The sequence below is a fragment of the Flavihumibacter sp. CACIAM 22H1 genome (assembly GCF_001601815.1).
Classification (GTDB): Bacteria; Bacteroidota; Bacteroidia; order Chitinophagales; family Chitinophagaceae; genus Flavihumibacter.
Genome location: NZ_LUKG01000014.1, coordinates 60,901 through 72,840 on the forward strand (window position 1 = coordinate 60,901; position 11,940 = coordinate 72,840).

General features: G+C 45.9%; 13 protein-coding genes and 1 pseudogene. 8 read left to right on the top strand and 6 right to left on the bottom strand.

All coding sequences use genetic code 11. From position 1 onward, the window contains the following. Positions 1 to 1,241, bottom strand: a pseudogene (locus tag A1D16_RS06395) (hypothetical protein); the annotation flags it as partial. Between the two features lie 70 nt (positions 1,242 to 1,311). Between A1D16_RS06395 and A1D16_RS06400 the strand changes: the two are divergent. Then, positions 1,312 to 1,950: an MBL fold metallo-hydrolase gene (locus A1D16_RS06400; protein WP_290708472.1), complete on the top strand. Its 639-nt coding sequence runs from the start codon at positions 1,312 to 1,314 to the stop codon at positions 1,948 to 1,950. Positions 1,951 to 1,954: 4 nt separating this feature from the next. Here the strand turns inward: A1D16_RS06400 and A1D16_RS06405 are convergent, their stop codons facing one another. Further along, a complete protein-coding gene (locus A1D16_RS06405; protein WP_290708473.1) occupies positions 1,955 to 3,448 on the bottom strand; it encodes a polysaccharide biosynthesis C-terminal domain-containing protein in 1,494 nt (497 codons plus the stop codon). A gap of 86 nt (positions 3,449 to 3,534) precedes the next feature. Between A1D16_RS06405 and A1D16_RS06410 the strand changes: the two genes are divergently transcribed. After that, positions 3,535 to 4,188: a hypothetical protein gene (locus A1D16_RS06410; RefSeq protein WP_290708474.1), complete on the top strand. Its 654-nt coding sequence runs from the start codon at positions 3,535 to 3,537 to the stop codon at positions 4,186 to 4,188. A 14-nt stretch (positions 4,189 to 4,202) separates the two neighbouring features. Here A1D16_RS06410 and A1D16_RS06415 read toward each other — a convergent pair whose 3' ends face one another. Both A1D16_RS06415 and A1D16_RS06420 read right to left on the bottom strand, forming a co-directional pair. Further along, positions 4,203 to 5,198 carry a cytochrome-c peroxidase gene (locus tag A1D16_RS06415; RefSeq protein ID WP_290708475.1) on the bottom strand — a complete coding sequence of 332 codons (996 nt, stop codon included), beginning with the start codon at positions 5,196 to 5,198 and terminating at the stop codon, positions 4,203 to 4,205. After that, complete coding sequence (locus tag A1D16_RS06420) at positions 5,195 to 5,974, bottom strand: MbnP family protein (RefSeq protein WP_290708476.1); 780 nt, start codon at positions 5,972 to 5,974, stop codon at positions 5,195 to 5,197. Before A1D16_RS06420 ends, A1D16_RS06415 begins: the two co-directional genes overlap by 4 nt. A gap of 19 nt (positions 5,975 to 5,993) precedes the next feature. On the opposite strand from A1D16_RS06420, the gene dtd reads away from it, so the two are divergent. From dtd to A1D16_RS06445, 5 genes are read left to right on the top strand one after another with little or no spacing between them, the layout of a single operon-like run. Further along, positions 5,994 to 6,446, top strand: a complete 453-nt coding sequence (gene dtd, locus A1D16_RS06425) for a D-aminoacyl-tRNA deacylase (RefSeq protein WP_290708477.1) — start codon at positions 5,994 to 5,996, stop codon at positions 6,444 to 6,446. 20 nt (positions 6,447 to 6,466) lie between these two features. Next, entirely contained in the window at positions 6,467 to 6,802 is a 336-nt protein-coding gene (locus A1D16_RS06430) for a nucleotide pyrophosphohydrolase (RefSeq protein WP_290708478.1), read from the top strand. 38 nt (positions 6,803 to 6,840) lie between these two features. Beyond that, positions 6,841 to 8,295: a glycine--tRNA ligase gene (locus tag A1D16_RS06435; RefSeq protein WP_290708479.1), complete on the top strand. Its 1,455-nt coding sequence runs from the start codon at positions 6,841 to 6,843 to the stop codon at positions 8,293 to 8,295. A 19-nt stretch (positions 8,296 to 8,314) separates the two neighbouring features. Further along, positions 8,315 to 8,602: a hypothetical protein gene (locus A1D16_RS06440; RefSeq protein ID WP_290708481.1), complete on the top strand. Its 288-nt coding sequence runs from the start codon at positions 8,315 to 8,317 to the stop codon at positions 8,600 to 8,602. Positions 8,603 to 8,651: 49 nt separating this feature from the next. Beyond that, the gene (locus A1D16_RS06445) at positions 8,652 to 8,921 is read left to right on the top strand and encodes a hypothetical protein (RefSeq protein WP_290708482.1); all 270 of its coding nucleotides are present in this window, start codon (positions 8,652 to 8,654) and stop codon (positions 8,919 to 8,921) included. A 4-nt stretch (positions 8,922 to 8,925) separates the two neighbouring features. Here the strand turns inward: A1D16_RS06445 and A1D16_RS06450 are convergent, their stop codons facing one another. Then, positions 8,926 to 9,675 carry an FAD-dependent oxidoreductase gene (locus A1D16_RS06450; protein WP_290708483.1) on the bottom strand — a complete coding sequence of 250 codons (750 nt, stop codon included), beginning with the start codon at positions 9,673 to 9,675 and terminating at the stop codon, positions 8,926 to 8,928. 98 nt (positions 9,676 to 9,773) lie between these two features. On the opposite strand from A1D16_RS06450, the gene A1D16_RS06455 reads away from it, so the two are divergent. Further along, positions 9,774 to 10,154, top strand: coding sequence for a transmembrane 220 family protein (locus tag A1D16_RS06455; protein WP_290708485.1), 381 nt, complete (start codon positions 9,774 to 9,776; stop codon positions 10,152 to 10,154). Between the two features lie 38 nt (positions 10,155 to 10,192). On the opposite strand, the gene A1D16_RS06460 is transcribed toward A1D16_RS06455, so the two are convergent. Then, positions 10,193 to 11,940 (bottom strand): T9SS type A sorting domain-containing protein (locus A1D16_RS06460; protein ID WP_290708486.1); only part of this gene is annotated, 1,748 nt, incomplete at its 5' end.

An 11,940-nucleotide genomic window follows, 5' to 3' on the forward strand; every position in this document is an offset into this window, starting at 1 on the left:
TTGACATCCTGTATCTGTTCAAACTGATCCAATACCAGTTTATCGCGCTTTATCCGAGAAAAAATATCATAGGTAAACATGCGGATTTTACCTTCTGTATTATAAACAACCAGCAGTTTATTTCCCTTGCCATTCCAGGCCAGTAGCGGATAATGTGGATCCTGTTTCGACTCGGCATTGCGGATACCATTTTTCAGCAATACTTTTTTAGTAACATAATCTTCATAGAAAAGTACACACTGCATGCCTTTTTTATATTCAACTACTGCATAAGCCTGGCTTTTTGCTACCGGGTTGGGCGTAAAATTGTAATAATCGAGGTTTTTGTTTACTTCTTCCACCACCGACATAGTGCCTTTGGGATTATTACGGCGCCCCCTGATATCTTTATAATATTTGTCCTCGTTATAGGTCATAAAATCCGCCAGTACTTCCTTGAATTTTTTCTTGGCAATCCGGTTGGAAGCGCCGTTCAGGTTTCGGTAGAGGCGGGCTAGGTACAGAAAGTATTTGGTATTATCTTTTTTATAGATTTCTTCAATATAACGCCAGAAAGCATGCCCGGCAAGCTCGGGTTGTTCGAAGGCAAACTGATAAAAATTCCGGTAGCGGCCAGACAGCATGGCTGATTTCAGCTGATCGTCTAACTGCGTGCTCCAGTTTTCCGCGGCATAGGAAACAAAACCGTCGGTTAGCCATTTCGGCAGATCGAGCAGGGCCTGGTTGGCGGCAAATTCGCCCAGGTCATCACCAAAGAGAATATTATCGAGCAGAATTTTTGCAATACCCTGCCTTACCTGGATCCGTAAATTTTCATGGTTACTGTTGTAATAAACAATCACTTTGTTATTAACCAGTTTGGTATTGCCGCCGTTCACCTGCCAATCGGTGGATAATCCAATATTGGATTGCTGCATTTCATTAAAACTGTTGTACAGCACAATATTGGCCCTGCGTTGCAGGCCATACTCCATAAAGGTTTCCATATCAGGCAGTTCCTTTTCAGCCAGCTGCGCAACGGTTTTAGCTAGCGGTTCGCCCTTCTGGCTATAATAGGTATTGAAATTTTCTGTCTGGTAGTACTGCCATTTAAACTTTTTGTATTGCACCCTGTTTTTCCCAAATTCCACCATGTTCACCTGTGCCCGGAGGGAGGTGATACCATTCCATAGGAAGAGGATTAAAATCAGCAATAGCTTGGTACAAAAACGCAAAAACAAATGATTCTTCGGAAATTGCATACCCGGTGATTGTGGTCTAAAATTATGGTTTTCAGGGGTAACCCGGAAATCCAACCCAAATAATAGAGCTATGTTAACAATCCATTTTTTTGAATTCAGTCCCATTGCAGAAAATACTTATGTGTTATACAACGAATCGGGCGATTGCCTGATTATTGACCCCGGCTGTTACCACCAGGGAGAGGAGGCGCAGCTGAAATCCTTTATTATAGCTACGAATCTTCGTCCTAAACAGTTGCTTAATACCCATTGTCATCTTGATCATGTGTTTGGTAACCGGTTTGTTCATGAAACCTGGGGTTTACCGCTATACCTTCACCCGGGTGAAAAAATTGTGCTCGATTATGCCCCCGAATCTGGGAAGCGGTGGAACCTGCCATTTCGTAATTACGAGGGGCCCCTTCACTATCTAAAGGAAGGCGATCGGGTTCTGCTTGGGCAGGATGAGCTTCAGGTTATTGAAGCACCCGGACATTCACCCGGACATATCTGCTTTTACTGCGAAAAGCAGCAATTTCTGATCGGGGGCGATGTTCTTTTTCGTCGAAGCATAGGCCGAACGGATCTTCCCGGTGGCAATCATCAGCAATTGCTCAACAGTATCCGGGAGAAATTGTTCGTGTTACCAGATGCTGTACGCGTGTACCCCGGACATGGAGAAAGCACTACCATCGGGTATGAGAAACGCTCTAATCCGTTTTTAACCTGAGGCATCAGCTGCGCGCCCTGAAACGCCGCAGCTCAAAAGCTTCTACCTTACTTACGAAAAGAGCAAAGCCAAGGAATAAAAGCAGGCCGGTGCCTATGCTGAACCAGAGCGGCGAATAAACCAGTAGAATAAAACGGTGCAGCAATACCAGCAGGCTTACCAATACCAGGTAGGAGATCAGTTTCTTTTTCGCATAGGGAATGGGGTAGTATTTTTGTCCCCAGTAATAACTTAATACCATCATTACCGTATAACAGGCAAACGTAGCAATAGCAGCCCCCAGGTAATGCAGTTTAGGGATCAGCAGTATGTTTAAAACGATGGTAACAACGGCACCGGTAATGGTAATATAGGCGCTGTAAAGATTTTTACCAGCCAGTTTGAAGCCGATATTGAGGTTATAATAAATGCCCAGGAATATATTTCCCATAGCCAGGATGGGCACTACGTAAATGCCATCACCCCAGGCGGCGGACTTGAGGGTAATGATCCATTTTAAGAGATCCAGGTTCAGGCCAATCAGCAAAAACATGAAACAACAGGCGAGAACAAAAAATTTCATCACCCGCGCATATCCTTTCTGGGCGCCCTCTTCTTTCGACTGGCTGAAAAAATAAGGTTCTGCGGCCATCCGGAACGCCTGTATAAAAATGGTGATCAATACAGAAAGCCGGTAAACATTCGCAAAAATGCCCAGTTCGTGTTTGGCTTCGGCTTCGGGCAAATCCACCACATGTTGATAAATGAGACGGCTCAGTACTTCATTGATCATTCCTCCCAGGCCAACAATGATCAGCGGATAGCTGTAGGCCATGATCTCTTTAAAGAGGGCCGGGTCAAAATTCCACCGGAACTCCCGGAGCTCAGGAATTAACAGCAGGAAGGTGAGCAGGCTGCCGATCAGGTTACCGATCAGGTACCAGCCAATTCCGATATCCAGTTGCTGAACAAGGCGAAGCGGGCTATCGGGGTTTTCGGTTACATAAGAGGGTAAGAAGCCCAGGAAAAACAAAACGATCAGCACATTCAGCAAAATGCCCAGTAAGCGGACGAAAGCATATCTTTTGGGGCGGTTTTCCTGCCGCAGTTTCGCAAAAGGAAGGGTGGATAGGGTATCGAAAAGCAGGATCCCGATCATGTAATTAATGTATTCGGGATGTTCTTCCAGGCTGGCCCATCGGGCAATTGCTGACCGGTTGAAATAGAGTACTAGTATAAATACCAGGCTGGTGGTAAACAGGGATATAGAAATGGTATTGAAGAGCTGGTTTTTGTCTTTATCCTGGCTGAATCGGAAATAGGCGGTTTCCATTCCATAGGTAAACAGGATATTAAGGAAAGGGATCATCGCATATACCTGGGTAATATCTGCAGTAACAGCCGGCTGCGCAAATAAAAAAGGCAGGGCCATGTTCATCAGGTATCCCATGAATCTTGCTACAATCGTGGGTACGCCGTACCAGAGGGTTTGTCCTGCTAACTTTTTAATACCACTCAATGCCTGTTGGTTGTTTAAAACAAAAATAAACGGAAATCAACAGGCAGCCTGCTTTTTGTACCTTTGAATAACGAAAAACTTTGTTTATGAAACAGATCTGCTTAATATTTTGCTTTTTTATGGCGGTGCTGCTGGTAAATGGGCAGGCAAAAGCTATCCAGGGAATTGCCGAATACCAGAAATCGAAGTTGCCCGCAGCTGTCATTGAATTGCCCTATGCACCTTCTACCGTTGAAACGGCCCTGGAGGAGCATTTTAGCAAAAAAGGCCATAAGTCGGCCAACTCAAAAGATTATAAAGTGTATCGAAGTGTGGAACTGGGCGATCATAATCGCTATGATGCATACCTGAAAATTGAACGTAAAAGCAGGAAAGAGAAAGAAGCCGCCGTGGTTTACATGGTGGTAACCAGGCCGAACGAAGTAATTACGGCTAAAGCTTCGGGTGACCAGGCCGGTGTAACTGAAGCCCGCGAATTCCTGAATAACCTGGTTCCGGATGTGGAAGAGCACCAATGGAAGCTCGATATCATGGCACAGGAAGAAGTAATAAAAAAAGCCGAAAAAAAATACAATTCCCTATTAAGCGACAGTACAGATCTAGCGAAGCGGAAACTACAGCTGGAAGAAAAAATTACCGAAAACTCTACGGCCCTGCAGGCACAGCAATCTGAGCTGGAAAAGGAAAGAACCGCATTGGAAGCGGTGCGGAACCGGAAAAAACCCAAGGACCAGAACTAAGGGGCCCAAAGAATTTATTGGGTAAGTGAAGGATCGGTCAGCAATTTTTCGTCGGTGAGGGTTTTAAGAAATTCGGTTAGTAATGACCGTTCAACCGGGGAAAGCGGTATCGTTTGTTGGTAATGATCATATACATCCTGCAGGCTCCAGAAGCGGCCATCGTGCATATAGGGGAAGGTGAGGGCAATATTCCGTAAACTGGGAACTTTGAACTTGAGAGAATCTGCTTTATTACCGGTAATGCTCATACGGCCCAGGTCATTTAGTGTGGGGTTAAGCGGCAGACCATTGCTTTCGAAGGCAAGATTGGTAAATAAAGGTTCGGTATGGCAGCGATTGCATTTTTTTTCCAGGAATACCGCATAGCCTGCTTCCTGGTTTACATCGAAACTTGCTTTGCCCTGTTTTACCAGGTCGTATTTTGAATTGGCAGAAACCAGCATCAGCATATATTGCGACAGGGCCTTGGTCATGTTTGCGGTATTGATGTCGGGCGTTCCAAAGACCCGGGCAAATTCCTGTTGGTAGCTGGGGTCGGCATTTAACTTATCGAGTACGCCCTGGAGCGTTTCTGCCATTTCATTAGGAGCTGTAATGGGCGCAAGCGGTTGAAGATCGAGATGGGTAATTCCTCCATCCATATGAAAACTGCTATGCCAGGCCAGGTTAAAAATACCTGGTGCATTTCGTTTGGTAAACTGGTTATTAAAACCATGGCTGAAATCATGGTCAAACGTGGCAAATGCTGCAAATGGCTGGTGACAACTGACGCAGGGGAAATTGCCATCTTTTGAAAGACGGCCATCAAAGAATAATTTTTTGCCCAATGCCACCCCTTCTTTACTCAGCGGATTGGCCGTAAAATCATAAACGGGGGCAGGCCAGCCGGGGGGTGCCGTAAACTGTAAGTAGCTGAGTTGGCCGCTATTGTCTTTTTTAGAGCAACTGATTCCCCATTGGGCTATTGCAATCAGCAGCAGCAAAACAGTACTATAACACAGTGTTTTCATTCTTCAATACTCAGGTTGGTAACGGAGAATAAGCCACTGAAATTGCGTGAAATATTCCAGGCGAGTTCGCCCGGGGTCATACATACCGGGTGATCGCTAATGCTGAAGGGGTATGGTCCGGTGAACCAGTTGTCCAGCGTAACAGCAATATCCAGTATACAGGTTTGCCCGGCTTTCAGTTCAAGCTCTCCGCTTACGGCCAGGGGCAACCGAATAGCTTGGGCCGCATTAAAGGGAACCCGAAACCCTCCCACATGGTATTCCACTTTATTTCCTTGTACAGAAGAAGACGGACTGATGCCTTCCAGTTTTGCAAATATGTAACCGCTGTTCCAGGTCCAGAACATGCCTTTAAGCGGGTCGAGTGCGCCGCTTTGTACACCACTCACATTTCTGGCACTGTCTACGCCCAGTAAAAACTCCAGGTTTGAATAGGTGCCCGGAGGAATGGTGGTGCGGATGGTGAGTTCATCTTCACTGGCTGCACCCAGTAGGTAATAGGGATCTTTTGTGGTGCTGGTTAAGGAACCGTTCCTTTGCTGAAGGCTTATTTTTCCTGCATAAAATTTGAAAACCCGGGGTTCAAAAGCTTCGCCGGTAGGCAGCTGGTAGGTGGTGCCATATTCCAGCGGAAATCCATCCAATTGCGGGTGAAACCTGATTTCCAGTACAGCGTTGGCCGGGCTTTCATTGCCCAGTTGTTTTTGGCAGGAGGGTAAAATCCCTATAATCCAACTGAGCAGGATAAGTACAGAATATTTATTTTCGGTCTTCACAGAGGAAAGGTACAAATTAATGAGAGTAGTTATACAAAGGGTTCAACGGGCTTCGGTAGAAATTGAGGGCAAAGAAAGGGCGGCAATTGGTCCGGGTTTGCTGGTACTGGTAGGCATTGAAGACCAGGATACAACGGAGGATATCCAGTGGATCAGTAGTAAAATAGTACAGTTGCGTGTATTTAATGATGCGGCCGGTATAATGAATTGTTCCCTGTTGGAATCCGGGGGCGATTTGTTACTGGTTAGCCAGTTTACCCTGCATGCCAGCACCAAAAAAGGAAACCGGCCTTCCTATATAAAGGCCAGTAAACCGCCCATAGCGATTCCCCTCTACGAAAAACTGATTGCCCGGCTGGAAGCCGATCTGGGCAAACCCATTTCAACGGGTGTGTTTGGCGCCGATATGCAGGTAGCCCTGCTGAACGATGGCCCGGTAACCATCCTTATGGACACCAAAAACAAGGAATAACCAGCTAAAAACAAAAAGTTATGCAGGAAATAACCATACGGGAGGCGCAGCAAAAGGTAGATGAATGGATACGGACAGTAGGTGTTCGGTATTTCAATGAGCTCACGAATCTGGGTATTTTGATGGAGGAAGTGGGTGAATTAAGCCGCCTGATGGTTCGGCAATACGGAGAGCAATCCAGCAAGGAATCCGATAAGGGACGCGAGCTTGGCGATGAAATGGCTGATGTATTATGGGTATTACTTTGTTTGGCTAACCAAACAGGGGTAGACCTTACAGCTGCCCTGGAAAAGAACCTGGACAAAAAAAATATCCGGGATCAGGACCGGCACCGTTCCAATCCCAAACTTCAGTAACCCAAAGATTCCCAACCTATTCCTATATTTGCGCACTTATGGCAAATGATAACAATAAGTTTCAGGCGATTATATCTCATTGCAAGGAATATGGCTTCATTTTTCAAAGCAGCGAGATTTATGACGGGCTCAGTGCAGTATATGATTACGGCCAGTACGGAAGTGAACTGAAAAAGAATATCAGGGACGACTGGTGGAAATGGATGACCCAGTTACATGAAAATATTGTAGGAATAGATGCGGCCATATTTATGCATCCTACTACCTGGAAAGCTAGCGGGCATGTGGACAGTTTCAGTGATCCGATGATCGATAATAAGGACAGCAAAAAGCGTTACCGGGTAGATCACCTGGTAGAAGCCTATGCCGAAACCCTGCCGGAAGAAGCTAAAAAAGCCCTGATGGCAAGTTTTAGCCAGTTGGAAGCCAAAGAAGATTTTGCCGGTATCAAGGCCCTGATTGAAGAAAACAAGATAAAATGCAGTGTCAGCGGTACCTGTAACTGGACGGATGTGCGGCAGTTCAACCTCATGTTTGCGACCGAATTCGGAGCAGTTACCGGGGAAACGGAGGATAATATGGTGTACCTGCGGCCCGAAACCGCGCAGGGAATTTTTGTAAATTTCCTGAATGTTCAAAAAACCGGGCGGATGAAAATCCCCTTCGGAATTGCCCAGGTGGGTAAGGCTTTTCGTAATGAAATTGTGGCCCGCCAGTTCATTTTCCGGATGCGCGAGTTTGAACAAATGGAGATGCAGTTCTTTATCCGACCTGGCACCCAGAAAGAGTGGTATGAATATTGGAAAGAGGAGCGTATGAAATGGCACCTTGGCCTGGGTATTCCGGCCGAAAGATACCGTTTTCACGACCATGTAAAATTGGCGCATTATGCCGATGCTGCCTGCGATATAGAGTATGATTTTCCTATTGGTTTCAAAGAAGTGGAGGGTATTCATTCCCGCACAGATTTTGATCTTCGCAATCATCAGGAGTACAGTAAGAAAAAAATGCAGTATTTTGACAATGATTTAGACGCGAATGGCAAACCATATGGAAACTATATTCCGTATGTAATTGAAACCTCCATCGGACTCGACCGTTCGGTGATGATGGTTCTCAGCGAAGCCTATGAAATTCAGGATCTTAGCACAGCCGACAAAGAAGATAGTCGGGTTGTATTAAAGTTTCCACCCAAGTTAAGTCCAATAAAACTGGCCATCTTACCATTGGTTAAAAAAGATGGCCTGCCTGAGATCGCCCGCCAGCTGATGGACGAATGCAAGGGATCCTTCCGTTGTTTTTACGAGGAAAAGGATGCCATTGGCAAACGTTATCGCCGCCAGGACGCCATAGGAACACCGTTTTGCGTAACCATCGATCACCAGTCAAAGGAAGATGGTACGGTTACCGTTCGATATCGGGATAGTATGACGCAGGAAAGAATACCTATGAGTGCCGTTAAAGGGATGGTAGAAAAAGCCATCGCGTCGTAACATTTTATTGACTGACACTATGATGCAAATTACTGTACACTTTGGACTGCTGGCCCTCGGACTGGGGTCGGCATTTGTAGTTGGCCTGTTATTTCGGACAATTCAGGTCAAATCTTTGCGGAAACAAATTCTGGAGCTGGAACGGGAAAAGATGCAGGACCACGCTGAAATTTTGCAGCTTCAAAAGCAACTTGCTGATATTCAACATTCTAGGTATAATCACCAGGCGTCTACACCGGTGGTTCCCCTAATGGAGAAGGAATTGTCTGCCGGCGATTTATCGAAAAACAAGCGGGCCTCGCAATAAACAGACAATAAGCCGAAATAGGGGGCGTTATAGATGGAAACCAATATCTATGATGCCATCCAGTATCAATATGGTCGTCCTATTTGGCGCTGTCGCGGTATTTACCGCCGGCGTAGTGCTTGGTTTTGTGTGCCGGTCCAGGCAATTGAAAAAATCCCAGAAAAGAATACTTGAACTAGAAACGGAGATGGTTACCAACCATGCAGAAATCCTCCGCCTACATAAACAACAGGCTGAACAGGAAGAGCCCGCTGTAGAAACCGTTCCGGTAATCAGTTTACATAAGTCCAATTCCTCCGTAGTAAGAAAGCATCTGTAAATAATTAGCCATAAAGCTCCTGGTGAATGTCTTTTTTCTCGTATCCCAGTGCGAGAATTCGTTGTTTGGCTTCGTCAATCATATTTTTCCAGCCACATAAAAAGAAATGGGCGCGATAGGCGCTTTCCCCGGATAACTCTTTTTTCTCCCGGCATAGCTCTTCATATACCTGGTGTACATACCCGGTTCTGACCAGGTGATCACCGGCTTCTTCTCTCGAAAATGTTGGAATATAATGGAAGGAAGCTACCTTGGTTTCCAATTCTTTTAATTCAGGCCCATAGAGGCAATCTCCAAATTTTCTGCACCCGAAAATCAGGTAGATATGCTGGTGTGGCACGTTGTTCTCCAATATATAATGAGCCATGGAACGGAAGGGTGCTACCCCGGTACCAGTGCAAACAAAATACAGGTCCCGGTCAATAAATTCCGGCAATACAAAAACGCCGGCCGGTCCGCGTAGGGTAAGTTCGGAACCAACCCCTACCTGGTTAAAAAGATACTCGGTACCTAGCCCGCCTTCCAATAATACAATTACCAGTTCAAACACATTACTGCCATCTGGCCAGGAAGCAATGGAATAACTTCTCCAGCGTTTGTTTTTCTGCTCATGAATCGGTAAGTCAAGGGTCACAAACTGCCCCGGTTTGAAATCAAAACGTTCCATCTCAGGAACCTGGATCCAAAATCGTTTGGTACTGGAAGTTTCATTCTCGATCCGAATGACTCTTCCTGTTTGCCAGGGCTGTAGCATAGGCAGCAATTTGTAGTAAGTTAAGGAAAAAGGGGGAAGGGAGAATAGGGAAGGGGAAGGGAGAAGGGGGGAAGGGAATTTTAGACGAACTTGGGAGCATGAAATGGTTCAACTATATTTTTATGGTGCTTTTTATACTGAGCGCCGCGCTGCAATACAATGACCCCGACCCCTATATCTGGATCCCCTTGTATTTGCTGGGAGCCTGGATCTGTTGGATGGCAATTCAAAAGAAATTTCCTCCATTGGTATACCTGCTTAGTACAATCATCTATGTAGGTTATGCCCTGTTTTTAGTGCTAGCCCCCGAAGGCGTTCTTAGCTGGATCCGCGACCATGAGGCCGAAAGCCTGGTACAATCTATGAAAGCCACCAAACCCTGGATTGAACAATCCCGCGAATTCGGCGGGTTAATGATTCTGCTGCTGGCCGTGGGCGTGAATTGGTGGACGAGGGGCATAGTGAGGCGGCCCTCCTGAAACAGGCGGTGGCGGTGGTTAGTGTATAGTGCAGGTGATTAGTTCTTAAGGAATTTTTTCACAAACTGTTGCTTGTTATCGCTGCTGGTGATTGTAAGGATATACGTGCCTTTGGAGAGGCGGCTTACATTTACAGCTCCGTTTTGATAACCACTTGTTTTCTTTAGTACCAACTGGCCATTCAGGTTGTATACCTGTAACACCAGTTCCTTTACTTCAAACATATTACCAACCTGGTATTGAAGATCGGAAGATGTGATAGTTGGGTAGGAAAAACGTATAAAGTTCTTATCATTCCGGACCGGATCATTTATACCGGTTCCTACATTTGGTTTGAAATTCGGCTGAGGTATATTGGTATAATACATGCCATTTCCATGGGTTCCTACCAATAATAAATTATCCTGCGGCCGGTATGCAAGTGACGTTATCACTGCATAGTTCAACAGGCGGCCCCCTTCGCGTTTCCAAATAATAGGGCGATTAGCTGTCAATGAATCCTGGATACTGATAGCACTGTATAAACCAACAGATGTTCCCACATAATAATCCGTAAACTCACTGCCGGTTGCGTCTTTTCTTACTACAATGGCACAACTGCGTATAGAGGGCAGGGTTAGGTTTCCTTCCGCCAGTTTCCAGGTAGGATTGGCAGCTTTTGCATTGCCCGTTACCCAAATATTGAACTCCCGTTGAATATTGCCACTTACGGTTACCTGGTAATTGGTATACACTACCATGATCTCATTATCATTGTTCGGATTCACAGCTATACCCCCAACATTTACCCGCGCTGTAGTAATAAGGGTATTGATAACGGGTGGTGTAATCTCAACTGGTTGGGTAGAGGCGGCCGCATTTTTAGGATCATTTAAACGGAATACCCGTCCTTCAGTGGTTCCTATATACATAGTACTGGCGGAGGTATAAGGGCCATAACTAAGCCGGATGGCACGAATTCCAATGTCATTTCCGCCCGGATTGGAAGGGTTTAGTTTGCTTGCCACGCCGGTTAATTCTGTCCAGCCCGATCCGCTTGTTACCGTAGTAGCGGACGTGGTTCTGAAAAGCCGGTTATAATTGGCATAATAGAGGTTTTCAGGGTTATCATTATCGAGCGAAAAATAGGTTACGAATTCACCTTTACCGCCTCCCGGGTTGTCTGTTAAACCAGTTGGTTCTATAGAGGTTGCGGCACCCGGGGTAAGCCTTGCAACCGATCCCAGCTGGCTGGATACGAACAGCGTATAGTCATTGAAGTTGGTGAATTTGCCAATAGCTGCTGCACCGCCGTCTCCGGAACCCGCAGCAATATGATCATTGGAATTATTACGGAAATAACAGCCATTGTCCTGCATACCACCAATGAAATTATTGAGTTGGGTCGCTGCCTCCCGATGTTGGATGCTTACATGATAGTACTGGGCCGTTTGGTAACCGGTGATCATATTCCAGTTTACCGGAAGGGTTTCTGTAGCTGTACCCATAATATTATCCGTGATATGCATACCCCCGTCTGTTGCGCAGATAGCCCGGTTGGGATTAGTGGGGTCAAATACCAGGTTATGTACATCGGGGTGATGGTTGTCGTAGGTTTGAATGTTAAAGGTGGTGGCACTGGCTCCCCAGTATTTATACCCGCCGATCCAACTGGTAGCAGTTGAATTGGTGAAGCCACTGGTGGATCGGTACAGGTTGGTGCCGCCTACAAATACCACATTGGGGTTATCTGGTTTTACCACCACCATCATATTATAACCGCCCTGCAAAGCAAGTGGGTCAACGC

Bases quoted from the DNA above. Each gene is read 5' to 3' on its own strand.
- A1D16_RS06400 (WP_290708472.1), top strand. From the start codon at position 1,312: ATGTTAACAATCCATTTTTTTGAATTCAGTCCCATTGCAGAAAATACT.
- A1D16_RS06410 (WP_290708474.1), top strand. From the start codon at position 3,535: ATGAAACAGATCTGCTTAATATTTTGCTTTTTTATGGCGGTGCTGCTG.
- A1D16_RS06415 (WP_290708475.1), bottom strand. From the start codon at position 5,198: ATGAAAACACTGTGTTATAGTACTGTTTTGCTGCTGCTGATTGCAATA.
- dtd (WP_290708477.1), top strand. From the start codon at position 5,994: ATGAGAGTAGTTATACAAAGGGTTCAACGGGCTTCGGTAGAAATTGAG.
- A1D16_RS06430 (WP_290708478.1), top strand. From the start codon at position 6,467: ATGCAGGAAATAACCATACGGGAGGCGCAGCAAAAGGTAGATGAATGG.
- A1D16_RS06435 (WP_290708479.1), top strand. From the start codon at position 6,841: ATGGCAAATGATAACAATAAGTTTCAGGCGATTATATCTCATTGCAAG.
- A1D16_RS06440 (WP_290708481.1), top strand. From the start codon at position 8,315: ATGATGCAAATTACTGTACACTTTGGACTGCTGGCCCTCGGACTGGGG.
- A1D16_RS06445 (WP_290708482.1), top strand. From the start codon at position 8,652: ATGATGCCATCCAGTATCAATATGGTCGTCCTATTTGGCGCTGTCGCG.
- A1D16_RS06450 (WP_290708483.1), bottom strand. From the start codon at position 9,675: ATGCTACAGCCCTGGCAAACAGGAAGAGTCATTCGGATCGAGAATGAA.
- A1D16_RS06455 (WP_290708485.1), top strand. From the start codon at position 9,774: ATGAAATGGTTCAACTATATTTTTATGGTGCTTTTTATACTGAGCGCC.